The sequence below is a fragment of the Kitasatospora sp. NPDC088783 genome, from assembly GCF_044750705.1.
Classification (GTDB): Bacteria; Actinomycetota; Actinomycetes; order Streptomycetales; family Streptomycetaceae; genus Kitasatospora; species Kitasatospora fiedleri.
The window spans coordinates 758,712-784,118 of sequence record NZ_JBIVKJ010000002.1; the positions used below are offsets into that span (position 1 = coordinate 758,712).

General features: G+C 76.0%; 20 protein-coding genes. 7 read left to right on the plus strand and 13 right to left on the minus strand.

Annotated elements, in window-relative coordinates:
• Nucleotides 1–99: 99 nt before the first annotated feature.
• The gene (locus tag ACIP60_RS07685; protein WP_400681137.1) at nt 100–1,149 is read left to right on the plus strand and encodes a substrate-binding domain-containing protein; all 1,050 of its coding nucleotides are present in this window, start codon (nt 100–102) and stop codon (nt 1,147–1,149) included.
• 130 nt (nt 1,150–1,279) lie between these two features.
• Here ACIP60_RS07685 and ACIP60_RS07690 read toward each other — a convergent pair whose 3' ends face one another.
• The 3 genes from ACIP60_RS07690 to ACIP60_RS07700 all read right to left on the minus strand — a co-directional run bounded on the left by ACIP60_RS07690 (nt 1,280) and on the right by ACIP60_RS07700 (nt 3,666).
• Nucleotides 1,280–1,549 (minus strand): acylphosphatase, encoded by a 270-nt coding sequence (locus ACIP60_RS07690; RefSeq protein WP_199528150.1) that lies wholly within the window; start codon nt 1,547–1,549, stop codon nt 1,280–1,282.
• Nucleotides 1,550–1,651: 102 nt separating this feature from the next.
• The gene (locus ACIP60_RS07695) at nt 1,652–2,932 is read right to left on the minus strand and encodes an MFS transporter (protein ID WP_400681140.1); all 1,281 of its coding nucleotides are present in this window, start codon (nt 2,930–2,932) and stop codon (nt 1,652–1,654) included.
• Between the two features lie 128 nt (nt 2,933–3,060).
• Nucleotides 3,061–3,666 (minus strand): GNAT family N-acetyltransferase, encoded by a 606-nt coding sequence (locus ACIP60_RS07700; RefSeq protein ID WP_400681143.1) that lies wholly within the window; start codon nt 3,664–3,666, stop codon nt 3,061–3,063.
• 195 nt (nt 3,667–3,861) lie between these two features.
• Between ACIP60_RS07700 and ACIP60_RS07705 the strand changes: the two genes are divergently transcribed.
• The 3 genes from ACIP60_RS07705 to ACIP60_RS07715 all read left to right on the plus strand — a co-directional run bounded on the left by ACIP60_RS07705 (nt 3,862) and on the right by ACIP60_RS07715 (nt 8,374).
• Nucleotides 3,862–5,769: an FUSC family protein gene (locus ACIP60_RS07705; RefSeq protein WP_400681144.1), complete on the plus strand. Its 1,908-nt coding sequence runs from the start codon at nt 3,862–3,864 to the stop codon at nt 5,767–5,769.
• A gap of 280 nt (nt 5,770–6,049) precedes the next feature.
• Entirely contained in the window at nt 6,050–7,264 is a 1,215-nt protein-coding gene (locus ACIP60_RS07710) for an MFS transporter (protein WP_400681146.1), read from the plus strand.
• A 120-nt stretch (nt 7,265–7,384) separates the two neighbouring features.
• On the plus strand, nt 7,385–8,374 hold the full coding sequence (locus ACIP60_RS07715) for an LLM class flavin-dependent oxidoreductase (protein ID WP_400681148.1): 990 nt from the start codon (nt 7,385–7,387) through the stop codon (nt 8,372–8,374).
• 100 nt (nt 8,375–8,474) lie between these two features.
• Here the strand turns inward: ACIP60_RS07715 and ACIP60_RS07720 are convergent, their stop codons facing one another.
• From ACIP60_RS07720 to ACIP60_RS07735, 4 genes are read right to left on the minus strand one after another with little or no spacing between them, the layout of a single operon-like run.
• A complete protein-coding gene (locus ACIP60_RS07720) occupies nt 8,475–9,791 on the minus strand; it encodes an MFS transporter (RefSeq protein ID WP_400681149.1) in 1,317 nt (438 codons plus the stop codon).
• Entirely contained in the window at nt 9,788–11,512 is a 1,725-nt protein-coding gene (locus tag ACIP60_RS07725; protein ID WP_400681151.1) for a condensation domain-containing protein, read from the minus strand. Before ACIP60_RS07725 ends, ACIP60_RS07720 begins: the two co-directional genes overlap by 4 nt.
• 34 nt (nt 11,513–11,546) lie before the next feature.
• Nucleotides 11,547–12,866 carry a DUF6271 family protein gene (locus ACIP60_RS07730; protein ID WP_400681153.1) on the minus strand — a complete coding sequence of 440 codons (1,320 nt, stop codon included), beginning with the start codon at nt 12,864–12,866 and terminating at the stop codon, nt 11,547–11,549.
• Nucleotides 12,848–13,936: a phytanoyl-CoA dioxygenase family protein gene (locus ACIP60_RS07735; protein WP_400681154.1), complete on the minus strand. Its 1,089-nt coding sequence runs from the start codon at nt 13,934–13,936 to the stop codon at nt 12,848–12,850. The genes ACIP60_RS07730 and ACIP60_RS07735 overlap by 19 nt, the downstream gene beginning before the upstream one ends.
• A 617-nt stretch (nt 13,937–14,553) precedes the next feature.
• On the opposite strand from ACIP60_RS07735, the gene ACIP60_RS07740 reads away from it, so the two are divergent.
• Together ACIP60_RS07740 and ACIP60_RS07745 are read left to right on the plus strand one after the other, a co-directional pair.
• Entirely contained in the window at nt 14,554–15,402 is an 849-nt protein-coding gene (locus tag ACIP60_RS07740) for a hypothetical protein (RefSeq protein WP_400681156.1), read from the plus strand.
• An 84-nt stretch (nt 15,403–15,486) separates the two neighbouring features.
• On the plus strand, nt 15,487–15,714 hold the full coding sequence (locus tag ACIP60_RS07745) for a phosphopantetheine-binding protein (protein WP_400681158.1): 228 nt from the start codon (nt 15,487–15,489) through the stop codon (nt 15,712–15,714).
• Here the strand turns inward: ACIP60_RS07745 and ACIP60_RS07750 are convergent.
• Both ACIP60_RS07750 and ACIP60_RS07755 read right to left on the minus strand, forming a co-directional pair.
• Nucleotides 15,677–18,034: an ATP-binding protein gene (locus ACIP60_RS07750; protein WP_400681161.1), complete on the minus strand. Its 2,358-nt coding sequence runs from the start codon at nt 18,032–18,034 to the stop codon at nt 15,677–15,679. The two genes, ACIP60_RS07745 and ACIP60_RS07750, sit on opposite strands and share 38 nt — an antisense overlap.
• Before the next feature lie 305 nt (nt 18,035–18,339).
• Nucleotides 18,340–18,642, minus strand: coding sequence for a hypothetical protein (locus ACIP60_RS07755; protein WP_400681163.1), 303 nt, complete (start codon nt 18,640–18,642; stop codon nt 18,340–18,342).
• Nucleotides 18,643–18,809: 167 nt separating this feature from the next.
• On the opposite strand from ACIP60_RS07755, the gene ACIP60_RS07760 reads away from it, so the two are divergent.
• Nucleotides 18,810–19,310, plus strand: a complete 501-nt coding sequence (locus ACIP60_RS07760; protein WP_400681166.1) for a peptidylprolyl isomerase — start codon at nt 18,810–18,812, stop codon at nt 19,308–19,310.
• An 85-nt stretch (nt 19,311–19,395) separates the two neighbouring features.
• Here ACIP60_RS07760 and ACIP60_RS07765 read toward each other — a convergent pair whose 3' ends face one another.
• The 4 genes from ACIP60_RS07765 to ACIP60_RS07780 form a co-directional block, all read right to left on the minus strand.
• Entirely contained in the window at nt 19,396–21,876 is a 2,481-nt protein-coding gene (locus ACIP60_RS07765; RefSeq protein WP_400681168.1) for a glycoside hydrolase family 3 C-terminal domain-containing protein, read from the minus strand.
• Nucleotides 21,873–22,778, minus strand: a complete 906-nt coding sequence (locus tag ACIP60_RS07770; protein WP_400681170.1) for a carbohydrate ABC transporter permease — start codon at nt 22,776–22,778, stop codon at nt 21,873–21,875. Before ACIP60_RS07770 ends, ACIP60_RS07765 begins: the two co-directional genes overlap by 4 nt.
• On the minus strand, nt 22,775–23,737 hold the full coding sequence (locus ACIP60_RS07775; RefSeq protein WP_400681172.1) for a carbohydrate ABC transporter permease: 963 nt from the start codon (nt 23,735–23,737) through the stop codon (nt 22,775–22,777). The genes ACIP60_RS07770 and ACIP60_RS07775 overlap by 4 nt, the downstream gene beginning before the upstream one ends.
• A gap of 106 nt (nt 23,738–23,843) precedes the next feature.
• Entirely contained in the window at nt 23,844–25,157 is a 1,314-nt protein-coding gene (locus ACIP60_RS07780; RefSeq protein ID WP_400681175.1) for an extracellular solute-binding protein, read from the minus strand.
• Nucleotides 25,158–25,407: the final 250 nt, after the last annotated feature.

Sequence of the window (25,407 nt, forward strand, 5' to 3'; positions counted from 1 at the left end):
AGTCGCCGAAGCCCGCGAAGCCCCCGGACCGGTCCCACCCGCTGCCACCGCTGTCCCCGCACCCCCTTGCCGACCCCGGCACATGCTCAAGGAGCCACCATGTTCCGCACCACCGCCGGCCGGGCCGCCGCCGCCACCGGCCTGCTGCTCGCCCTCGGCCTGGCCACCGCCTGTTCCACCGGCAAGGAGTCGGTGAAGTCCGACGGCGCGCCCGCGGCCCCGGTGAACGGCAGGATCTCCCTGACGTACCTGCAGAAGCAGGGTGATCAGGAGTACTTCATCGGTGAGGCGGACGGTGCGAAGGCGAAGGCCGCGGAGTTGGGGATCGACCTGAAGGTCGTCAACCTGGGCAACGACGCGAACAAGACGATCAGCGAGGTGCAGTCGGCCATCGCGCAGAAGAGCAACGGTCTGATCATCGTGGTGCCGGACCCGGCGGTGGGCCCGCAGGTGGTGCAGACCGCGAAGGACGCGAAGGTGGCGCTGCTGACCTCGGACGACCAGATCTGCGCGACCGGCCCGGACCCGGCGTCGTGCGCCAAGGAGCAACTGGTGCCGCGGATCGGCTTCTCCGGTGCCCAGATGGGCGGCGAAGTCGGCAAGCGGGCCGCCGAAGAGTTCAAGAAGACCGGCTGGAACCCCGCCGACACCCGGATCGTCTCCGCCTGGAAGCAGGACGTCACCGTCTGCGGCGACCGGGTGAAAGCCGCGAAGGAGGCGTTCGCGGCCGGATCAGGCGCCCAGATCCAGAGCATCGACGTGGCGACCGACAACACCCCGACCGGCGCCCAGGACAAGATCGCCGCGACCGTCACCGCCAACGCCGGCGTCAAGCACTGGGTGGTGTGGGGCTGCAACGACGAGAACGTCCAGGGCGGCGTGACCGCGCTGGAGAACGCCGGCATCGGTGCCGACGACGTGATCGGCGTCGGCCTGGGTGCCTACCTCGCCTGCAAGGACTGGAGCGGCAGCAAGCCGTCGGGCATGAAGGCGGCGCTGTTCATCAACGGCAAGGACGTCGGCGCGCTGGCCGTCCAGACCATGTACGACAAGCTCAAGAACGGCAAGGACTTCCCGAAGGAGGCCTTCGCCCCGACCACCATGGTCGACGCCACCACCTGGAAGTCCGCCGGCGTCACCTGCAACTGACCCCGGCCGCCCGCACGGCCCGAAGGCGACCGGCGCGAGCACAGCGCACGACCGAACGCCCCCTCCGCCTCCGACCGGCCCTCCGCCGTCGTTCCGGTGACGGCGGGGCCCGACCGACCGGACAGCGGGCTCAGGTGGTGACGGCGAAGACCAGCAGGCCCTCCGGCTGCTCCTCGACCACCTCGACGTGCTCGACCACCGCGCGGGACGGGCCGTGCCGCATCCAGGCGACCAGCTGTTCCACCGCCGCCGGATCGCCCTCGAAGACCGCCTCCACCCGGCCGTCCGGCAGGTTGCGCACCCAGCCCGCCACGCCCGCCCCGGCGGCCGTCCGGCGGCAGGAGTCGCGGAAGAAGACGCCCTGCACCGTGCCCGAGACCAGCACCCGCCGCCGGATCACCCGCCACCCGCCTCTCGTCGCCGTTGCCAGCAGGTATACCGCAGGCGGGAGGACGGGGGAGCGGAGGGCGCGCCGGAGCAGCGGATGGCGGGTGGCGGACGGTCAGGTGGCGGTGGGGACGGCCGTGGCGGGGACGGGGGCGGTGGCGGGGGCCGGGGGCGCGGTGTCGATGCGGCGGCCGAAGGGGCGCCAGGCGAAGGCGGTCAGGACGGTCATCACGGCGGCGGAGAACCAGAACGGGCCGGTGAGGCCGAAGGCGCGGGCGAGCGGGCCGCCGATCAGGGCGCCGAGGGCGGAGCCGCCGACCGCCAGGGCCATGAAGACGCTGTTGACCCGGCCGCGCAGCCCGTCCGGGACGGCGCGCTGCACCAGCGTCCGGTCGACGCCGATCCAGATCGCGCCGTGCACGCCGAACAGGCCGAGCACCGCGCCCGCGACCCACGGGGAACCCGCCAGGGCCAGACCGAGGTGGGTGAGCGTCTCCAGCACCAGGCCCACCCGCAGCAGCAGTGAGGCGGAGAACCGGGCCTGCAGGCGCGGGGCGACCAGCGCCCCGGCCAGGCCGCCGACCGCCGAGGCCGTCAGCAGCACGCCGTAGCCGAACTCCGACAGGCCCAGGTGCTCGCGGGCGTACAGCACCATCACCGAGAAGCCCGCCACCAGCGTCACGTTCATCAGGCACAGCGCCAGCGTCAGCGTGCGCAGCGCGGGCTGCGCCCACAGCCAGCGGACGCTCGCGGCGAACTGACGGCGCATCGGCTCCCGCTCCGCCGGGGCGGGGGTCGGGGTCCCGGCGCGGGGCAGCAGGCGCAGCGTCGAGAGCAGGGCGGCGGCGCCGGTGAAGCTCAGCGCGTCGACCGTCAGCGGCAGGCCCGCCGCGACCCCGAACAGGGCCGCGCCGAGCGGCGGGCCGCAGAGCCGGTTGAGCACCGACTCGGCCCCGAACATGCGGGAGTTGGCGCGCGGCAGGTCCGCCGAGCCGACCACGGCGGGCAGCAGCGCCGCGGACGCGTTGTCACCGAGCGCCGCGCAACCGCCCAGCAGCAGGCCCACCGCGTAGACCAGCGGCAGCGACACCGTGTCCGCGTACACCGCCAGCGCCAGCACCGCCGTCAGCGCGGCCCGCGCCGCGTTCGCCGCCACCGCGAGCCGCCGGCGGTCCACCCGGTCCACCAGCACCCCGCTGACCGGGGCCAGCAGCAGCCACGGCACCTGCTGGACGAACACCGCCAGGCCGACCAGGACCGGATCCCTGGTCAGCGACGTCACCAGCAGCGGTGCCGCCGCCGCCACGATCCCGTCCCCCAGCGCGGACACCGCCGCCGCCGACCACAGCGAGGCGAAGCCGCGCCCCAGCCCACGGCCACCACCCTTGCCCCCCACGGCCTTCCACCCCTCGCACCCGGTCTCCGCCCAAACCGCGAGGCTAACCGGCGGCCGATCCCCCGCGCACACGGTTTTTCCACCAGCGCCCGCCAGCGCCCGCCAGTGCCCGCCAGTGCCCGCCGCGCTCAGGCGGCGGGGCGGCCCGGGCAGTCCCACACCCAGACCATGCCGCGGCCCGACTCCGCCGGGGCCCGCACGCCAGCCGCCTCGACCCGGTCCAGCCGGTAGCCGAGCCGACGGGCCACCGCGGCGCTGCGCAGGTTCGCCTCGTCGCAGTGGATCTCGACCCGGTCGACGGTCGGGAGCCCCGCCAGCAGGGCCGTCAGCGCCCGGGCGGCCCGGGTGGCCACGCCCCGGCCGAGGTGGTCGACGTGGCACCAGTACCCGATCTCCACCGCGCCGCCGCCCGACCGGTCGTGCAGGCCCGCCATGCCGAGCGCCGTCCGGTCGTCGGCCGCGAAGATCCCGAAGGAGTAGCTGCCCCCGGCATTCGGCCAGGCCAGCGAACGGGCGAACCGCTCCGCGTGCTCCCGCTCGGTCGGCAGCCGCTCCGCCCAGCCCGCCCAGGGGTTCAGGTGCGCGAAGGAGGCCGCGATCGCCGCGTAGCGCACCCCTTCCTCCGCCGCCCGCCAGCGCCGCAGGACCAGCCCCTCCGCATCGAGGCGCTCGGGGACGTCGCCCGGGCGCAGGACGAGGAAGGGGGCTGCCGGTGCGGAGGACGGATCGCTCATCCGGCGGATGATGCCTGCTTCCGGCGGTTGGGGCAACCGGGTTCCCGCAGGCCCGCCCCCACCGGTGTCATCCGGGCGTAACGCGGGTGCAGCGGGCGTGACAAGAGGCGGGCCTAGGCTGCGGGGGCAGGCTCATCGGTGGAGGGAGTTCCCACGAACAGGCGACAGGCGCGACCGGACTGGCTGACCCATCCGTTGCGCTGGCAGCGCGGCCCGGTGCCCTGGGCGGCGACGGTGCGGGGCGCGGCCGGGATGGCGGTGCCGCTGGGGGTCGCGCTGGCTGCCGGGCGGCCCGCCGAAGGGGTGCTGGCCGGGCTGGGGGCGATGTTCGCGGGGGTGAACGACCGGCCCGCCGGGCGGCGGACCGGGGCCGTGCAGCAGGCCGTTCCCGCGTTCGCCGGGGCGCTGGGCCTGCTGGTCGGTGCCGCCGGGGGGTGGTGGGCGGTGCCGCTGCTCGGCGCGGTCGGGGTGCTCTGCGGGGCGATCAGCGTCGCCGGGCCGGTCGCCTCCGCCGCCGCCGTGCAGCTGATGGTGCTCACCGTGCTCGGCTGCGGCCTGCCCGTCCCGCTGCCGGGCTGGGCCCGGGCCGGCTGCTACCTGGCCGGGGCCGCCTGGCTCCTGCTGCTGCGTCAACTCACCAGCCACCCGAGGCCGTTGCACGCCGAACGGCAGGCCGTCGCCGCGGTCTTCGACGCACTCGCCGAAGCCCTGGACGCCGCCGGGACCGACCGCGCCGAGAACGCCCGCCGCCGGCTGACCGCCGCCCTCGACCGGGCCGGCGAACAGCTGCGCACCGGCCACGACCACGCTCTGCGCACCCGGCTCGCCGCCGCGTCCGCCCTGTGCGAGGCGAGCGTCGCCCTGCTGCGCGCCGCCCGCCCGCTGCCCGCCCGCCTCGCCGCCGGCCCGCGCCGCCTGGCCGCCGCCGTCCGCACCGACCGCCTCCCCGGCCCGCTGCCCGTCCCCGCCGCCGAGACCCCGGCCACCGCCGCCTTCGACCGCGCCGTCCTGCACGCGGCCCTCGCCTTCGGCGGGACGCCGGGACCGGCCGGACCCGGCACCGCCCGCGGCCGGACGCGCGGGCACGGGCTGCGACGGGCGCTGGCCGCGCTGGTGCTGGGCGCGCCGGCGGGGGAGCGGCGCGGCCCGGTGCCGGGCGTGCGGCCGTGGGGCCGGGCCGGCCGGGCGTACGGGGTGCGGGTCGGGGTGTGCGTCGCGGCGAGCACCGCGCTCGCGCTCGCGCTGCGCACCGGGCACTGGTACTGGCTGCCCGTCACCGCCGCGTTCCTGGTCAAGCCGGACCTGGGGCCGCTGTTCTCCCGGGTCGTCAACCGCTTCGCCGGGACGGTCGCCGGCGTGCTGCTGGTCGCGCTGCTCGGGCCGGTGCTGTCCGGCCCGTGGTGGCCGGTCGCCGCGGTGGCCGCCACCGGCGCGCTGATACCCGTGGCCCAGCGGCACTTCGCCGCGCAGACCGCCGTCATCACCGTCACCGTGCTGGCCTTCACCACCACCGGCGGCGACCACGGCGCCGCCCCCGCCCGGCTCGCCGACACCGCGCTCGCCTGCGCCCTGGTCCTGCTGGTCGGCCACCTCCCCGGCCTGGCCGACACCCGGGCCCGGGTCGGCCAGCGCGCCGCGCACGCGCTCCGGCACACCCAGCGCTACCTCGACCACGTCCTGCTGGCCGGTCCGGGGGACCGGCACGGCGAGCGGGCCCCGGCCGCCGACCGGGCCGAACTGCGCCGCACCGCCTACCGCACCCTCGCCCAGGCCCGCGCCGCCGCCGAGACCGCCGCCGCCGAACTCCGCCCCGGCGGACCGGCCGGGCCGGACTGGCTGCGCCTGACCGTGCACGCCGAACGGCTCGCCGACGCCGCCACCGCGTACGCCGTCGAACGCGACCACGGCGCCCCCGCCCCGGCCGCCCCCGCCGTCCGCACCCTCACCCGGGACCTCGCCGCCGCCGCCGACGCCCTCGACCGCCCCGGCCCGACCGCCGCCCCCGCCCGGACGCCCGCCGTCGCGCTGCCGGCCGAACTGCCCTCCGAACTCGCGGGCGTGGCCGCCGAGGTGCGCCGCATCCGGGCCCTGGCGACCGGCTGAGACCGCGCCCGGCGGGCCGGACCGGCCGGCCGCGTCGGACGGGCTGTTCCCCGGCAGCGCGCACCCGCTGGGCGTGCACCGTCCGCGCGAGCGACCTGCTGCCGACCGTCCGACCGTGCGGACGGCGGGACCGCGCGGACCGGGCGGACCGGGCAGACCGGGCGGACCGCGGGGCGGGTAGGATCGGGGGGCACTGACAACGTTGACATCGGGGTTGGCGGCCCGGTCGGTGCGTCGTTCCGGACGGTTCCCGTCCCCTGTCGTTGGCTGGAGCACCCGCATGCCCCTGGCGCTCGTCGCCCTCGCCGTGACCGCGTTCGCGATCGGCACCACCGAGTTCTCCGCGATGGGGCTGCTGCCGCAGATCGCCGACGGCCTGGACCGGACCATCCCGCAGGCGGGTTGGCTGATCTCGCTGTACGCGCTGGGCGTGGTGATCGGGGCGCCGCTGCTGACCGCGGTGGCCGCGAAGCTGCCGCGCAAGACGGTGCTGATCGGCCTGGCGGGGCTGTTCACGTTCGGGAACCTGCTGTGCGCGATCGCGCCGAACTTCGCCTTCCTGGCGGCGGCCCGGCTGATCACCGGGCTGCCGCACGGCGCGTTCTTCGGGGCCGGCGCGGTGGCCGCCGCCGAACTGGTCGCCCCGCACCTGCGGGCCCGGGCGGTGTCGGTGATGTTCTCCGGGCTGACGGTGGCGAACATCCTCGGCGTGCCCGCCGCCACCCTGCTCGGCCAGCACCTCGGCTGGCGGGCCGCGATGCTCGTCGTGGTGGCGATCGGCCTGCTCGGCGCCGCCGCCATCGCCCGCCTCGTCCCGCACCTGCCCAGCCACCCCGGCGCGGGCCTGCGCAGCGAACTCGCCACCTTCCGCAGCGGACAGCTCTGGCTGGCGCTGACCACCGTGGTGTTCGGCTGCGCCGGACTGTTCGCCTGCTACACCTACATCACCCCCGCCCTCACCGACGTCGCCGGGTTCGCCGAGGGCTCGGTCACCCTGGTGCTGGCCCTGTTCGGCGTCGGCATGACGCTCGGCAACGTGATCGGCGGCTACGCGGCCGACCGGGCGCTGCGCCCGTCGATCTGCGCGGCCTTCCTGGCGATGGCCGGCGCGCTCGCCCTGTTCGCGCTGACCGCGCACGCCCGCTGGTCGGCCGCCGCGACGGTGGTGCTGATCGGCACGGCGGGCTTCGCGACCGTCCCGACCGTGCAGACCCTGGTGATCCGGAAGGCGCGCACCGCGCCGACGCTGGCCTCCGCCACCGTGCAGGGCGCGTTCAACCTGGCCAACGCGATGGGCGCCTGGCTCGGCGGACTGGCGCTCGACGCCGGGTACGGCCTGACCTCGCCGTCGCTGGTCGGCGCGGGCCTGTCGCTGCTCGGGTTCGCGATCGCGGCGGTGTCCTGGGCGGCGGACCGGCGCGGGCCGGCGGCCGTCGCCGTCGCGGACCGGCCGGTGGCGGCGGAGCCGTCGGAACCGGCGGCCGCGGCGGGCTGACGCGGTGACCGCCCCGGTGGTCCCGGGGACGTCCTCGACGCGGACCGGCGGTCGATGATCTGATGAGGCGCTCGGGGGCCCCTCGTGCGGGAGGCCCCGCGCACCCCGAAGGAGCACTCGATGACGGACACCGACCGCCCGCGCGCCCGGGTCGGCGTGATGCTGCCCCGCGACCTGCCGGTCCGCCAGATCCTCCCGTACGCCCGCCGCGCCGAGGAACTCGGCTTCGACGAGCTGTGGGTGGTCGAGGACCTCGGCTGGCGCGGCGGCATCGCCCAGGCCGCCACCGTGCTCGCCGCCACCCGCCGGATCACCGTCGGCATCGGCATCCTGCCCGCCGGCGCCCGCAACGTCTGCTTCGCCGCGATGGAGCTCGCCACCCTCGCCCAGCTCCACCCCGGCCGCCTCACCGCGGGCGTCGGCCACGGCATGCGCGCCTGGATGGAGCAGTCCGGCGGCGCCTGGCCCGCCAGCCCGCTCACCCTGCTGCGCGAGTACACCACCGCGCTGCGCGCCCTGCTGCGCGGCGAGTCCGGCCCGGCCGACGGGCGGTACGTGCGCTGCCGGGACGTGCGGCTGACCGAGACCCCCGACGTGGTGCCGCCCGTGGTGCTGGGCGTGCGCGGCCCCAGGTCGCAGGCGCTCGCCGGGGAGACGGCCGACGGGCTGCTGCTCGCCGAGCCCGCCGCGCCCGCCTACGTCGCCGCCTCGCTGGCGCACCTGGGCCGCCGCGACGCCGAGGTGATCACCTACGACGTCGCGGCCGTGGACGGGGACGGGCAGGGGGACGGGGAGGCCGCCGTCGAGCGGGTCCGGGACGGGCTGGCCGCGATCGGCGAACCCGACTGGGCGCCGCACATCGACCCGCTCCCGTTCGCCGCCGAGTTCCGCGCCCACCGGGCCGCCGCCGCCGACGGCGCCCGGTTCGCCCGCACCATGCCCGCCGCGTGGGTCCGCGCGCTCACCGTCACCGGTACGCCCACGCAGGCCCGGGCCGCGATCGCCGCCCGGCACGCGGCCGGGGCCACCTGCGTGGTCCTCACCCCGGCCGGGCCGGACCCGCTGGCCGCACTGGAGTCGCTGGCCCCGGCCCTGCCCGGCCGCGGCTGAACGCAAGGGCGGAGCGGAGGGACGGACGGGGGCCCGACCGCGCGGCGGCGCGGCCGGACCCCCGTCCGCCGGTCGGTGTCCCGGGCCCGGGCCCTGCGGGTCAGTCGGCGGCGGCCACCGGCGTCCGGCCCAGGCCGCGCACCGCGGGCAGCGCGATCATCAGCCCCAGCAGCAACAGGCCCACCAGCGCGGCGAACAGCAGCACCCGGTCGATGCCGAACGCGGCGGCCACCGGCCCGGACAGCGCCCGGCCGACCGGGATCACCATGATCGAACCGGCCACGTCGTACGCCGACACCCGGCTCAGCACGTTCAGCGGGATGTGGGTCTGCACGCTGGTCGACCACATCACGCCCCAGAAAGCGAAGCCGCAGCCCGCGACCAGCCCGGTGGCCGCCGTCAGCGCGAACGACCAGTGCAGCGCCGGGGCCAGCGGGTTGAGTGAGAAGAACAGCATCGCGCAGGCCCCCGCCACCAGCGGGCGCGCCGGGCGCACCCGCATGCCCAGCAGGCCGCCGACGATGGTGCCCGCGCCGTCCGCCGAGGCGATCCAGCCGTAGCCGGAGCTGCCGTGCTGGTCGGTCAGCGCGACCGCGCCCAGCGGCACCGACGGGCCGAACACCAGCAGCCCGTACACCGACCACACCGCGATCACGCCCCACAGCCACGGTCGGGAGCTGAACTCCCGCCAGCCGACCGCCAACCGCTGCCAGATCGGCGCGGCGGGCTCCTCCGCGCCCTTGTCCGCGCCCAGGTTGCGCAGCGGCAGCAGGCCCAGCGCGCTGAGCGCGAACGCCGCCGCGATGACGGTGAACGAGCCGGCCACGTTCCAGTAGCCGACCACCAGGCCCGCCAGGCCCGGGCCCAGCAGCGTGCAGACCGCCTCGGAGATCCGCAGCAGCGCGTTGGCCCGCTGGACGTCCTCGGCGACCCGCGGCACCAGGCCCGCCAGGCCCGGCTGGAACATCGCCGTCGCCGCGCCGGAGAGCGCCATCAGCGCCATGATCTGCCACAGCGTCACGTCGGTGGTGGCCAGCAGCAGCGCCAGCGCCAGCATGGCCAGCATCCGGACGGCGTCCGCGCCGACCATCATCAGCTGCGGGGTGAAGCGGTCCGCCAGCACGCCGCCGAACAGCACCAGCAGCACGATCGGAGCCATCCACGCGGCCAGCGCGTAGCCGACCCCGCTCTCGCCGTAGCCCGTCCGCAGCACGGCCGCGGTCAGCGACACCATCAGCATGCCGTCCGCCAGCAGCGAGGAGCTGCGGGCCACGAACAGCATCCGGAACCGGTGCGAGCGCCAGGGGCTCGGCGGGGTGCCGGACCCGGCGCCGGACGGCGGCTCGGAGGGGGAGTCGGACGGCTCGGAGGGGGAGTCGGACGGGGGACGCGCCGTCAGGTCATCGTCAAGGGTCATCGCGGGTCGGCCGCCGGGCGGCCGCTTCCTTCCAGGAGTGTCGGCTGCTGCTGCCAGGCCAGGGGGAGGCCGGGCTCGGCCGGGGCGTCCGGCACGATCAGGTAGCGGCGCGGGGCGAGCACGCCCGGCCGCTCGGGGAGGTGCCGCAGCAGGGCGGCGTGCGCCAGCTCGGGCGTCAACTCGCCCGCCGCGTCCGGGAGGTACGCGGTCAGGTCGGCGTCGACGTGCACCGGGCGGCCGTCCAGGGCGGCGGACAGCGCGGCGGCGACCGCCGCGGGGGAGACCCAGCAGCCGTCCAGCAGGCGCCAGTCGCCGCCGCGCTCGGGCGGGCGGACGCCGGTGACCTCGCCCAGCGCGGCCAGCGGGACGTCGCCCTCGGCCGCCGCCTCCAGCAGCCGGACCAGACCGGCCAGGAAGCCCGCCGCCTCGTCCCGGTCGAACAGCTGCGGGTCCGGCCACAGTGCCAGCTCCAGCACCGGCTCCAGGCGGTGGACGAAGCAGAGCAGCGCGGTCGGCAGCACCTGCTCCGGGCCCCAGGTCAGCTCGAACCCGGGCTCCGGGTCGGCCGTCCCGGCGGCCGGGCGCAGCGCCCCCGGCAGGCCGGACACGTCGTTGAACACCACGTCCCGCCCGAACCGGCTGCCGCGCTCGGCGGTCACCCGGTCGATCATCGCCCACAGCTCCAGCGCGTCGAACCGGCTGTGCCGGTAGGCGTTCAGCGCCGCCGCCCACGCGGACTTCAGCAGCGCGTCGAAGCCGGCCGCCCGCGCCACCTCCAGGTGGAGCAGCGCGTCCTGCGACAGCGGGGTGACGGTGCGGGCCAGCGCGGACTTGTAGCGGTTGGCGGTCGGGGCCGCGCCGACGTAGGCGTCCTGCCCCGCCCGGTGCGCCACCAGCGCGCACCACGCGGTCAGCAGCACCGTCGAACCCGGCACCCCCAGCCGGGCCGCGGCCCGGGCCAGCGCCGCGCCGCCGCGCGCCGAGCGCAGCGTCAACCGCGGCGCCGGGCCGCCCGCGACCAGCGCCCGCGGCTCGGCGAACATCGCCTGCGGGCCGGTGCGCAGCACCCGCTCCCAGTACCGCAGCGAAGCCTCCGCCTTGCGCCGCCCGGCCGGGGCGGCCTCCTCGGCGGCCAGCTCCAGCGGCGTCAGGGTGTCCTCCAGGGGCGGCAGTCCACGGCCGTGCAGCAGGTCGAGCCACTCCTCGCGCAGCACCGAGAGCGCGCTGCCGTCGGCGGCGGCGTGCCCGGCCACCAGCCCCAGCTGCACGGGCACCCCGCCGCCGGTCAGCAGCACGGCCCGCAGCGGGTGGTCGCGGCCCAGGTCGAACGGTGCCAGCCGGATCTCCCGGGCCAGCGCGTCGGCGACGGCCGCCGGATCCTCGGGCAGCGGGTCGTGGTCGACCACCCGGACGGTGAACTCACCCTCGGAGCACACGAGTTGCTCCTCGGGGAGGGCGCCCTCGGGGTGCGGGAACACCGTCCGCAGCGCCTCGTGCCGCAGCGTCAGCGCCCGCAGCGCGTCGAGCACCGCCGCGACGGACACCCCGGCCGGGACGGCCCACACGTCGTGGATGTCCACGTCCGCGGCGCCGTCCCGCAGGATGCACCGCACCATGTTCGCCTGACCGAGGGTCAGCGGTCCGCGCCGCACGTCACCGCCCGCCCAGCGGACGGTGACGACCCGGGAGGGGGAGGGAGACACGAGGGCACCTACATTCATGGAGAGGCGTTCGGGGCGGCGTTCGGGACGGCGTTCATCGGGAGGAGGGCGCCGGGGCGGGCGTCCGCGGGGCGCTCCCCGCCGCGTCCAGCAGGGCGGGCCAGGCGTCCAGGAGGGTCGCGAAGTCCTCCAGGTCGGTGCGGGCGCGGTGCAGGAGCCGGGTGCGTCGGGCGGCCAGGGCGTCGGCGACCGGGGCCCAGGCGGGGCCCAGGCGGCGGTAGGCGTGCTCGACGCTGGTGAGGCGGTGCGGGTCGTCGGGGGCGGGGTCGGCCGCCGCCGCGCGGACCAGGGCGGCCAGCCGTCTGGGCTCGGCGAGCAGGGCCGGTCCGGTCGCGGCCATCGCGGCGTAGAGGTCGCCGAGCCGCCCCGACAGCAGCAGGAACTTCGCCAGCCGCAGGTGGTAGGCGAGCCGGCCGGAGTCGGTGCGGCGCTCGCCGGTGTGGAAGTTGACGATGTGCCGGTTGTGCAGCACGCCGGGCAGGGCGGCGTGCTGGGCCACGTGCAGCAGGAAGTAGTCGGTGCCGATGGTCTCGGTCGCGGGCGGCAGCGGGACGCGGCCGTACAGCTCGCGGGAGAGCGCCAGGTTGCACATGTCGATCCGGTTCGGGGCGACCGCGCCGAGCTGGGCCCGGTCGGCGCGGAACGGCTCCGTCCCGGCGCCGCGGAACGCCTCCCGGATCGCCTGCTCGCGCCAGAGCGCGGGCGTGGACGGCGGCAGCGCCAGGCCGACGAGTTCGCCGTGCGCCCGGGGGTCGAGCGCCAGGATCTCCGCGAGGTCGACCGAGAGCTCGCCGACGAAGGAGGCGCCGACCACCGCGACGGGCAGCTCGGCGGCGTCCGGGCCGAGCCGGGCCAGGCGGCCCCGGCCGATCCGCCCGGCGACCTCCCCGGCCGGGAGGCCGATCGCGGCCAGCTCCTGGTGGATCGGGAACACCGGTGCGCCGTGCAGGAGTTGGTAGCGGCTGTCGGAGTCGCGGCGGTGCACGGAGGTGCAGCCCAGGGCCTCGGCGAGCAGGAACGCCCGGTCGGTGCAGGCCCCGTACGAGACGGCGTCCGGCAGCAGCAGCCCCAGGAGGCGGTCCGGGTCGGGGACCCCGGCCCGGGCCGCCGCCCGGGCCAGGACGGCGCGCTGGGCGTCCTCGTCCAGGTGGTGGACGTTCACCCCCGGCGCGGCCGGCCGGCCGCCGAGCACCCGGCGGTGCTCGGCGACCACCGGCGCGGAGGCGGAGTCCAGCACCAGGACCTCCACCTCGACGCCGAACTCCCGTGCGCCGTAGGCCGCTTCGTCGAGCAGGCCGAGCAGGGCGGGGGCGCAGGCGCGGTTGGTGGGCAGGGTCAGGCAGACGCGGCGCACTGGTCCGCCCCGGGAACGGCGGCGGCCTCGGCGGACCGCTCGGCCGGCTCGTGCCAGGAGCTGAGGCCGAGCAGCCTGCTGCCCAGCTCGGTCAGCTGCGCGGTCGGGTAGCGCTTGGACTCGTGCAGGACCGGGTCGCCGACCAGGGTGCGGTTCCAGCGCGGGGTGCGCAGGTGGCGCCAGGAGTCGACGCGGGACTTGCGCAGCCGCTCGTGCTCCTCCAGGGCGGGCATCATCGACAGGTACTGCACGGCGCGCACGCCCCGCTCGGACAGGTTGCGGGCGACGCCGTGCGCCAGCAGGCCGTTCCAGATCAGCAGGTCGCCGGGGTGCAGTTCGGGGCGGACCACCGGCAGTTCGGCGCGGTCGATGTCCGGGCGGATCGGGTCCCGGTCGGCCGGCTGGGCGAGCTTCCACGACTCGAACCGCCGGAACAGCTCCGGGTTGCACTGGAAGCCGCCGGTCTCCGGCGTGGTGTCGTTGAGCGCGATGATGCCCTGCACCCGCTGCGGCGGCACGCCCAGCGTGGTGTCGATGTCCCAGTGCAGCTCGATGTCGAAGCCGCGGTCGGTGGGGTCGATCAGCGCCCGGTCGCGGTTGCCGCGGTTGGGCGGGTTGAGGTTGAGCCGGTCCAGGGTGACCCACAGCTCCTCGCAGTCCCAGACGTCCACGAACGCGTCGTAGACCCGCTGGTTCTGCCGGCTGTCCCAGAGCAGCTGGTGGTGGTACGCCTCGACGAAGCCGTAGATGTGCAGCTGCTGGTCCAGGTCGGAGCGGAACGGCCGGTCGGCGAACCAGCTGGCCGGGTCCTGCGGGTCCAGGCCCTGGAACTCCCAGGCGAAGTCGAGCATCCGGCGGGCGTGCTCGGCGGGCACCGCCTCGCGGACGATCACGTAGCCGTAGGTCTGCCAGTGCGCGAAGTCCTCCTCGGACAGCACGCGCAGCGGACGGGACTTGGACAGCTCGCGCAGGGTGTGCTGGGCGAGGTAGGACTCGCCGTCGTTGCTGAAGTACGGGCGGTCGCTCGCGGCCCGGAACAGGTGGGCGCGGCGGGACGGTGCGGACGTCATGATGGGACAGCCCCTCCTGAGGAGAAAGCGGGAGGCGGGTGGACGGCCGCCCCGCCCGTCGGCGGCGCGGGCCCGGAGGGGCCCGGCGGACGGGGGTGCGGCAGCGGGACAGGGACGCGCCCCGGGCCGGGAAGGCGGCCGGGCGCGGACGGCCCCCGCAGCGGGGCCGGCACAAGAGGCGGGGGCGACGGGGAAGGGCGGCGCCGAAGAGGGCGCCGCGGTCGCTCCGGTCGCCACATTGGTCCAGACCACAAATGTTGTCAAGTTCCTGATCGGTAACCCGGGCCGCCAGCGGGCCGACCACGGGCCGACGGCGGTCCGGCGGCGGTCCGGCGGCGGTCCGGACCCGCCGTGACCGCGGGTCGGATCCGGTGCGGCGGCGATCTGGTCTAGACAATTGGCGCGGGGCTGTCCTAATCTCCCAATCGGCTCCGGTCCCTGACGGAGCGTTGGCCCGCGCCGCCCCTCCCGTTGCGCCGCGCCCCCGCCGACGCCGTCCCGCACCCGCGCCGCCCCGCACGCTCCCCGCGGCCCCGCACCCGACGGGACGCCCACGTCCCGCGCCGTGCTGTCCGCCGCCGCACCCCGACCGCTCCCGCCGAGAGGGAACCTCCGCCATGAGCACCACCGCCGAGCCCGGCATCCGCCTCGCCAACCCCGGACCCGGACTGGTCACCCTCGACCCCGTCCACACCGCGCTCTTCCGCGGCCTCGACCAGCTCCTCACCGGCCTCGCCGCGCGGCTCGCCGCCCCCGAGGTGCTCGGCCCGCCGCTGCTGGCCGCCGACGGCCTCGCCAAGCTCGACTACTTCCGCAACTTCCCGCACCTCGGCGTCAGCGCCGGCCGCTTCACCCCCGAGACCCACGCCGGGCTCGCCGCCGGCCGGGCCCCCGCCGGACAGCCCCTCGAACCCACCGGCCACCTGCTGCCCTCCGCCACCTGCTACGGCCTGCTGCTCTCCCTGGAGGGCCAGGACGTCGGCGACGGCGCCCGGCTGTCCGCCGTCGGCCGCTGCTTCCGCAACGAGACCCACTACGACGGGCTGCGCCGACTGTGGGGCTTCCACATGCGCGAGGTGCTCTACCTCGGCACCCACCAGGGCGCCGTCGACCACCTCGACCAGGGCGCCCGGTTCATCACCGCCACCGCCGAGCAGCTCGGCCTGGAACTGACCCGGGCCGCCGCCGACGACCCGTTCTACGACAAGGGCGGCTCGCGCGCCAAGCTGATGAAGCTCGACCCCGTCAAGCACGAGTTCAGCGCCCCCGACGGCACCGCCATCGCCTCCGTCAACCGGCATCGCAACTTCTTCGGCGAGCGCCTCGACATCCGGGCCGGCGAGCACGGCCCCGCCCACAGCGCGTGCGTCGCCTTCGGCCTGGAGCGCTGGGTGCACGCGATGAAGCTCGCCCACGGCAGCGCCGAGGCCGCCCTCGACGTGCTCCACACCGCCACCCGGGCCTGAGCGCCTGACCTGCCTGGTGCCCGGGCGCCCGAGCCCGGCCGCCCGCCACGTCCACCCCCCCTTCCGCAGAGGAGAACCACGCGCATGGACCGCATCGCCGCCTGGCTGCACGAGAAGAACCCCGACCTCGACGGCCCGATCGGCCCCGACGAGGACCTCATCGAGGCCCGCCTGATCGACTCGATGGACTTCCTGGAGTTCATCGACCTCCTGGAGGACCTCACCGGCGAGAACATCGACCTCCAGGACGTCACCATCGACGACTTCCGCACCCTCAACCGCGTCCAGGAGCGCTTCCTCGCCAACGCCTGAGGCCCGGCGCCCCCGGCGGCGGCAGCTCCCGTCCGCCCCGGGCGCCGGCCAGTTGGGCGGTGAGGGTGGCGGCCCGCGGGTCCCCGGTCTCGGTCATCAGGTCGAGCGCCTCCTGCCACAGCGGCAGCGCGTCCGCGGGCCGCTCCAGGGCGGCGAAGGCGTGGCCGAGCTGCTCCAGGGTGCGGCCCTGCGCCCACCGGTCGCCCGCGGCGCGGTGCAGCTCCAGGGCCCGGCGCAGGCAGCCGACGGCCTGCGGCAGCCGCCCCAGCGCCCGGTGCACGGTGCCCAGGTGGAGCAGCGCCAGGCCCTCGGTGCGGTGGTCGGTGCCGGTGGGACGCAGCGAGAGCGCCTCCAGCAGCAGCCGCTCCGCGTCGGCCAGCCGGCCCAGCCGCAGCGAGGCGTCGCCCAGGTTGGTCAGGGTGACCCGCTCCGCCCAGCGGTGGCCGATCGTCCGGCCCAGCGGCAGGGCCGGCTCCAGCAGCTCCAGGGCCTCCGCGGCCCGGCCCTGGCGGAGCATCAGCTCCGCCAGGTGGTTGCGGGCCGCGCACTCGCTCTCCGGGTCGCTCCGGTCGGCGGCGCAGCGCTCCAGCGCCCGCCGCAGGTGGATCTCCGCCTCCACCGGCCGCCCGGCGTGCACCTGGGCGGTGCCCAGCAGGACCAGCGAGACCGTCAGGGCCCGCGGGTCGGGGCTGTCGGCCGCCGCCGCGACGGCGATCCGGGCCGCGTTCAGCCACTCCGCCCGGTGGTGGCGCCGGTGGAAGAACGACCAGAGCGCGAACGGCAGCTGCCAGGCGGCGGGCGGACGGCCGGCCAGCGCCGCGTACCGGATCACCGACAGCAGGTCCGCCAGGTGCGCCTCGCACCAGGCCACCGCGTCCGGGACGCCCCCGAAGACCGGCGCACGCACCCCCGGCAGCGGCGCCGCCCCCGCCGGGCGGGCCCCCGGCTCCAGCAGCCGGCCCGCCGCGTCCGCGCCCTGCCGGTACCAGTCGTACAGCCGGTCCAGCGCCGCCGCCCGGTCCCGCGGCGGGTCCTGGCTCTCCGCCAGCTCCCGGCCGTACACCTGGAGCAGCGAGTGGAAGCGGAACCGCTCCGGGGCCTCTAGCTCCAGCAGGTGGACGTCGGCCAGCAGGTCCAGCAGCTCGCCCGCGTTGCCCGCCGTGGTGCCCAGCAGCGCGGCGGCGCTCTCCGCGGTCAGTGCGGCCCCCGGGTGCAGGGCCAGCAGGCGGAACGCCCGGGCCGGCTCCGGGGCCAGCGCCCGGTACGACCAGGAGAACACCACCCGCAGCGCCGAGTCGCCGTCGGCCGCGGCGGCCAGCACGTGCAGCCGGGTGCGGTCCGAACGCAGCTCCTCGTTGACCCGGGTCAGCGTCAGGCCCGGCCGGGACAGCGCCCGCTCGGCCGCCACCAGCAGCGCCAGCGGCAGCCGCCCGCAGCGCCGCACCAGCTCGCGGGCCGCCGCCGGATCGGCGTCCACCCGCTCCGGGCCCAGCGTGCGGCGCAGCAGCTCCACGGCCTGCTCCTCCGGCAGCGGGTCGAGCGTCACCCGCCGGGCCCCGTCCCGCACCACCAGGCCCGCCATCCTGGTCCGGCTGGTCACCAGCACCACGCAGCCCGGCGCCCCCGGCAGCAGCGGGCGGACCTGGGCGGGCGCCGCCGCGTTGTCCAGCACCAGCAGCACCCGGCGCTCGGCCAGCAGGGTGCGCAGCAGCGCGCTGCGGTCGGCCACCCCGGGCGGGATCAGGCCGGTGTCGGTGCCCAGCGCCCGCAGGAAACCGTCCAGCACCTCGCCGGGCTCCCGGGGCGCGCCCGCGCTGCCGTGGCCCGCCAGGTCGCTGAACAGCACCCCGTCCGGGAAGCGGTCCCGGGCCCGGTGCGCCCACCGCACGGCCAGCGCGGTCTTCCCGATCCCGCCCATCCCGTCGATCACCCACACCCGGGGCCCGCCCTCGCCCCACCGGGCCCGGGCCGAGGACAGCGCCCCGTCCAGCTCGGCGAGCGCGGCCTCGCGCCCGGCGAAGACGCCCGGCGCGGGCGGCAGCTGCACCGGGACGGCCGGGGGCGGCGGGGCGGCGGACCCGGCGGCGACGGTGTTGCCAGGGCCGGCAACACCGGTGCCGGGGGCGTCCGGCGGGCCGAGCCGGTCGGGGTCGACGCCCAGCGCCCGGGCGCAGGCCGCGGCCAGCGCCGCGTTGCCGGGCCGCCGACCGGTCTCCACCCGGCTCAGGTAGCTCTTGCTGTAACTGGTGGCCCGGGCCAGCTCAGCGAGGGAGATCCCGCGCTCCTCCCGCAACCCCCGCAGCCGCTCGCCGAACGTCACCGGCCCCGGCCCCCCACTTCCTGATGTGCTGTCACTGCCCGGCGGCGCGCGGAGCCCGGAGGTGTTGACACCCGGCGCTGGCAACAGGCAACACCTTGTCGCCGCCCCGCACGAACCCGAAGGATGAGGACGGTGCCCGGCTCCGCAGACACGCCGTCGCGCCACCCTATCCGCCGCCGGGGAAGCGACGGACAGGCCGCCCACCGGAACCGACCAGGCCAGCGGAGTGCGATGCCCCGAGACCGACCCCACCGAACGCCCCGCCCCGGGCCCCGACCCGCCGGCGCCCCCGCGCCGCCGGACGCTCAGCCCCGGCGGCGGAACACCCGCGGGGCCCCGTGCCCGGCCACCGGCCACAGCCGGACCCGCAGCCGTTCCGCCGCACCCCGCCCCGCCGCCGGCGCGGCACGGGAGGCGCGGACCCGGACCGGGCCGGGCGGGAGGTCGAAGAACTCCGCGTCGGGCAGGTGCCCGGTGGGCGAGAGCACGGCGATCCGGCCCGAGGTGGCCTCGATCGTCGCCTCCACCACCTGCTCGAACGCCCCGTGATCCGCCGCGGGCTCCGCCACGAAGACCTCCACCGTCACCTCGACGTCCCCCTCGCCCACCGTGCCGACGCCCAGCCCCCGCCGGGCCGGGACCAGACCGTCCGCCCGGGCCTGCGCGGGCGGCCCGCCGTCCGGGGCCGGGGTGGCGGGGCCGGGGGGCGGGGACGGGCTGCGACAATGGGGGTGACGATCTTCGTCCCCACCAGCAGACAGACAGTGAGGTTGCCTTGTCCAAGGTCAAGTTGAGCACCAACCACGGCGACGTCGTGATCCGGCTGGACGCCGAGAAGGCCCCGGCCACGGTCGCGAACTTCCTGCAGTACGCGCAGGACGGGTTCTACGACGGCACCGTCTTCCACCGGGTCATCGACGGCTTCATGGTGCAGGGCGGCGGCATGGAGCCGGGCCTGCGCCGCAAGGAGACCCGGGCGCCGATCCAGAACGAGGCCGACAACGAGCTGAAGAACACCCGCTACACGGTGGCGATGGCCCGCACCGCGGACCCGCACTCGGCCACCGCGCAGTTCTTCGTCAACGTCGCGGACAACGCCTTCCTCGACCACACCGCCAAGAACGGCCCGGGCTGGGGCTACACGGTGTTCGGCGAGGTGGTCGAGGGACAGGACGTGGTGGACGCGATCAAGTCGGTGCCCACCACCTCCAAGGGCGGCCACGCGGACGTCCCGAAGGAGGACGTGGTGCTGGTCAGCGCCGAGGTCGTCGAGTAGCCGGGGCCGGAAGGCGTACTGCCCCGACCCCGGGGGAGCGGGGTCGGGGCAGGGCTCGCGGGGCGCGAGGGCCGGGGCCCGACGGTCAGGGCCCGACGGTCAGGGCCGCCGTCAGCGGGAGTTCGCCGCAGTGCGGGCCGACCCGCAGGACGAAGGCGCCCGGCTCGGTCTCCCAGCCGGTCCCGTCCGCCGACCAGTGCTCCAACGCCCTTGCCGGAAGCGTCAGTTCGACGTCGACCTGCTCGCCCGGGCCCGCCTCGGCGGCGGTGAACCCGGCCAGCCAGCGCACCGGCCGGTCCACCGCCGAGCCCGGCCGGGACAGGTACAGCTGCACCGTCTCCCGGGAGCGGCGCGGCCCCTCGTTGCGCAGCGTCACCCGCACCGTGCGCGAGCCGTCCGCCGCCGGGGCCGAGGGCGCGCCGAGCGCGAGGTAGCGCCACTCGCCCCAGCCCAGGCCGTGCCCGAACCAGTACGCGGGGGCGCGCCCGGCGCGCAGCCAGCCGCGGTGGCCCAGGTGCAGGCCCTCCGCGTAGTCGAGCCGCCCGTCGGTCGGGGCGGTCGCGTAGACCGGGCAGTCCTCGGCGGCGTCCGGCCAGGTGGTGGGCAGCCGCCCGCCCGGCTCGGCCCGGCCCAGCAGCACCTCGGCCAGTGCGTCGCCGCCCTCCTGGCCCGGGAACCAGCAGGTCAGCACCGCGCCGACCCGCTCGCGCCAGGGCAGCAGCACCGGGCTGCCGGTGTTCACCACGACCACCGTGCGCGGGTTGGCGGCGGCCACCGCCGCTACCAGCTCGTCCTGGCGGCCCGGCAGCCGCAGCGAGGAGCGGTCGAAGCCCTCGCTCTCGTGCTCGTCCGTGGTGCCGACCACCACCACCGCCACGTCCGCCGCCGCGGCCAGCTCCACCGCGTGCGCGAACTCCCGCTCCAGCTCCGCCTCCGGCGGGTCGGCGGCCAGCACCAGCACCCGCCCGTGCGCGGACTCCACCGTCCGCCGGGCCAGCAGCGCCACCTGCTGGCCGGCCGCCAGCTCCAGCTCCACCTGCCGGAACGAGGGCGTCACGTGCAGGTACGTCGGGTCGTCCGAGAGCGGCTCGACGTACTCCGCCAGCAGCTCCTCGCCGTCCGCCTCCAGCCGCAGCGCGCCCAGGCCCACCACGCCCAGCCGCCAGCGGCCCGGGGTCGGCGCGGTGAACCGGGTCGCCACCTCGATGGTGCGCACCGGTGCCAGGTCGACCTCCGCCGAGGGCTCCAGCACCCGCCCCGTCGACCGGGGCTCGGCGTGCACCAGCGAGCCGTCGGCGGCCAGGTAGCGCACCAGCACCCCCGGCGCCGAGCCGTCCGGGAGCACGCAGTCGGCCGCCGTCAGCGGCGTCGGGCGCAGGCCGGTGCGCACCCCCGGTGCGTGGGTGACCGCCACGGCCGGGCCGAGCGCCGCCCGCAGCCCGTCCAGCGGCGAGACCGGCGCGGCCGGGAACACCGAGGCGCTGCCGCCGCCCTGCACCCGGGCGGTCGCCGCGTTCGGGCCCAGCACCGCGACCCGGCGCAGCGCCGGGGCGTCCAGCGGCAGCAGCCGGTCCGGGTTGTGCAGCAGCACGGTGCCCGCCACGGCCGCCGCCCGCAGCGCGCCCCGGGTCGCCGGGTCCACCGGCACCGGCGCCGGGCCGCCCGCCGCCGGCGGGTCGAACGCGCCGACCCGGCCCGCCAGCCGCAGCAGCCGCTCCACCTTGTCGTCCAGCACCGCGGCCGGGACCCGCCCGGCCCGCACCGCCGCCGCCAGCGCCGGACCCCAGGCCGGGTTCGGCCCCGGCATCGCCAGGTCGCAGCCCCCCGCGCCCGGCCCGTCCGCCTCGTGCACCGCCCCCCAGTCGGAGACCACCAGCCCGTCGAAGCCCCATTCGCCCTTCAACGGCTCGGCCAGCAGCGGGTGTTCGACCATCGAGGTGCCGTTGACCCGGTTGTACGCCGACATCACCGCCCACACCCCGGCCCGCACCGCCGCCTCGAACGGCGCCAGGTACACCTCGCGCAGGGTGCGCCCGTCCACCCGGGCGTCCACCGTCAGCCGCTCGGTCTCCGAGTCGTTCGCCACGTAGTGCTTCGCGGTCGCCGCGACCCCGCCGCCCTGCACGCCCGCGATGTACGCCGCCCCGATCCGGGCGGTCAGCAGCGGGTCCTCCGAGAAGCACTCGAAGTTGCGCCCGCCCAGCGGCGAGCGGTGCAGGTTCAGCGTCGGCGCCAGCACCACGTGCACGCCCTTGCGCCGGGCCTCGGCCGCCAGCAACCCGCCCATCCGGGACACCAGTTCCTCGTCCCAGGACGCCGCCAGCGCGGTCGCGCACGGCAGCAGCAGCGCGGTGTCCGCCTCGTCCCAGCGCTCGCCGCGCACCCCGACCGGCCCGTCCGAGCAGACGATCGGGTGCATCCCGACGGCCGGCTCCCCGCTGGTCCGGAAGGTGTCCCCGCCGGAGACCAGCCGGGCCTTGCGCTCCAGGTCGAGCACGTGGTGCGCCGGGGGCGCCGACTGGGCCGCGGGCGAAGTGAGTTGAGGTGGCATGGAGAGCTGGGTCATCCTTTCGTGGCTCCTTGCATGATGCCGTCGATGATCTGGCGGCCCATCAGGAGGAATGCGACCAGGACGGGCGCGCTGGCGACCAGGGCGCCGGTGAGGACCAGCGAGTAGTCCTTGATGTAGCCGCTGGCCAGCTCGGAGAGGGTGAGCTGGACGGTGGGGTTCTGCTGGGTCATGACGACCTTGGGCCAGTAGAAGTCGTTCCAGGCGGCCATGAAGGTGAGCATGCCCAGGACGCTCATCGCGGGGCGGGCGGCGGGCAGCACGACGTGCCAGACCAGGCCGCGGGTGGTGCAGCCGTCCATCCGGCCGGCGTCCAGGAGTTCGTCGGGCACGGCGCCGATCAGGTACTGGCGCATGAAGAACAGGCCGAAGGCGTTGGCGGCGGCCGGCACGATCAGGGCCTGGAGGTGGTCGGCCCAGTGGAACCAGTTGGCCATCATGATGTAGAGCGGGATGATGCCGAGCTGGGTGGGGACCATCATGGTGGCGACCACCGAGGCGAGCAGCGGGCCGCGGCCGGGGAAGCGCAGCTTGGCGAAGGCGAAGCCGCCCAGGGTGCTGGTCAGGACCACGCTGACGGTGACGGTGCCGGCCACGATCAGCGAGTTGACCATGGCCAGGCGCAGGTCGGTCTGGGCGAACACCTGGGTGAGGTTGTGCCAGAGCCGGCCGCCGGGCAGCAGCACCGGGGGCATCCGGTGGATCTCGGTGTTGGTGCGGGAGGCCGCGACCAGCGTCCAGTACAGCGGGAAGAGCGAGAGCAGGACGGCGACGCCGAGGACGACGTAGACGCCGCGCCCGGCGGTCAGCTGCCGGTTGCTCCGCTGTCGGCGGCGCCGGGGCGCCGGGGAGGCCGGGGCCGGGACCGGGGGGACCGGAGCCGGGGCGGTGGTGGTCATTCGGCACCTCGCATCCGGCGCGCGGCCAGGAAGTTGACGGCGGCCACCAGCACGATCAGCAGGAACATCGCCCAGGAGATGGCCGCGCCGTAGCCGTACTTGAAGCGGCCCCAGAACTGGTTGTAGGAGTACAGCGCCAGGGTCTGGAACTGGTGCTGGGAGCCGCCGGTGGTCGGGTCCTGCTGCTGGCTGAACAGCATCGGCTCGCCGAAGAGCTGGAGCGCGCCGATGGTGGAGACGATGACGGTGAACAGGATCGTCGGCCGCAGCATCGGGACGGTGATGGAGCGGAACTGCCGCCAGCGGCCGGCCCCGTCCAGCGCCGCCGCCTCGTACAGCTCGAACGGGACGGACTGCATCGCGGCCAGGTAGAGCAGCGCGTTGTAGCCCGTCCAGCGCCAGGTCACGATCGAGGCGATGGCCGTCCAGGAGGAGAGGGTGCCGGCCTGCCAGTCGACGTGGTCGACGCCGAACAGCGAGAGGAACCAGTTGATCATGCCGAAGTCGCGGCCGAACAGCTGGACGAAGATCAGCGTGACGGCGGCCACCGAGGTGACGTTCGGCAGCAGGACGCCCAGCCGCAGCAGGGTGCGCCCGCGCATCCGGTAGTTCAGCAGGTGGGCCAGGCCCAGCGCGAGCAGCAGCTGCGGGACGGTGGCCAGCACGCCGATGCCCAGGGTGTTCTTGACGGCGTTCCAGAAGAACGGGTCGTCCAGCAGCTTGCGGTAGTTCTCGAACCCCACCCAGTCGCCCGAGCTGCCGGGGCGGTCGGCGCGCCAGCCGGTGAACGAGACGTAGCCGGTGTACAGCATCGGGAACAGGCCGAAGACGCCGAAGACCAGGAAGAACGGGGAGAGGTACAGGTAGGGCGAGACGGTGCGGTCCAGCCGGTGCCAGCGGTGGCCGGCGGTGCGGGCGGGGGCGCGGGCGCCGGGCGCGGCGGCGGTCGATGCGGCCAAGGGGAGCTCCCAGGGGCAGAAGCGGCGGGGCGGGGGAGAAGGGGTGATCGCGGTGCCGGTGCGGCGTCAGGTCCGCACCGGCACCGCGGCTACGGGGGGCGGAGCGTCAGTTGACGATGTTGTCGACGTCCGCGAGGGCCTTCTTCCAGGCGCCCTCCGGGTCGGCCTGGCCCTGCTCGACCGAGGTCAGCGCGTTGCCCAGGGCGGTGCCGATCTCCGCGCCGTGCGCGCCGAGCGGCTGCGGGTTCAGGTCCCGGGCCGACTGGGAGAAGATCTTGCCGGTGGGCGCGTTGTTGAACAGCGGGTCGGTGTGCTCGGCGATGTCGGGCTGGGTCCACAGCGCCTGGTCGGAGGGGAAGTAGCCCTTCTCCTTGAAGAGCCGGGCCTCCTGCTCGGGCGCGGTCAGCCACTTGGCCAGCTCGGCGGCGGCCTTGGTGTGCTTGCCGGACTTCGGCACCGACAGGTACGAGCCGCCCCAGTTGCCGCCGCCGCCGGGAATCCGGGCCAGGTCCCAGGTGCCGCCGTCGGTGGGCGGGTTGGCCTTGAACTCGTAGCTCATCCAGGCCGGGCAGGCGACGGTGGCGAACTGGCTCTTCTGGAAGCCGGTGTCCCAGGCGGGGGTGAACGCCTGGATGCCCGCCGACTCGCCGTCCTTGATCGCGCCGGCCACCAGGTCGAAGGACTGCTTGACGGCCGGGTTGGAGGTCACCACGACCTTGCCCTCGGCGTCGTAGACGCCCTGCGGGGCCTGGGCCAGGATCGCGCTGAACAGGTTGCCGCCGCTGTCGAACCAGCGGGCGTCCTTGTTCGGGCTGTTGGCCAGGAACTGCTTGCCCGCGGCCAGGTAGGACGGCCAGTCCTTCATCAGCGCCGCGACCTGCTCGCGGTCGGTGGGCAGCCCGGCGGCCTTGAACAGGTCGCTGCGGTAGCACAGCGCCATGCCGCCCATGTCGGTGCCCAGGCCGAACAGCACCTTCCCGTCCGGGCTGGAGGCGGGCGCGGTCTTGGACGGCACCCACTGGTCCTTGCTGACGCCGTTGTCCAGGAAGTTGAGGAACTTCCCGGCCTCCGGCTGGAAGCCGGCCACCTGCCCGATCTCGATCGCCTCGATGTCGGCGGTGCCGGAACCGGCCATCAGGTGGGCGTGCAGGTTCTGGTGGTGCGCGCCCATGTCGGCGCGGTTCTCCTTGATGGTGATGTTCGGGTGGGCCTGCTCGTACTCCTTGTACAGGTCCGCGTAGCCGAAGTCGGAGAACAGGTTCACCGTGAGGGTGATCCTGGCGTTGGGGTCCTCGTCCGCCGACGAGCCGCCGCCGCTGCTGGAGCAGGAGGTCACGGCGGTCAGGGCCAGCACCAGCAGCGCCGAGCCGGCGAGCAGGCGGCGGCTTCTGGGGCCGGTGCGGGGCAGGGAAACGGGCATGGAACGGCTCCTCGCGGGGGATGGCTGAGTGAGCCCCGGGACGCTCGGGTGGGAGAGCGCTCTCCCGGGGTGGCAACCGGAGCTTGGTCGCTCCACCCCGGTCCCGTCAAGGGGTCCGGACGTAGAACATCACTGGCGGACTAGGGGTTTGGCAGAGTTTCGCCAGCGAACCAATGGTCGCCGCCCTTGACACGGATGAAACAACGGGGCAACCATCACTGGCGTAGTGAGAGAGCGCTCTCCCTGATCC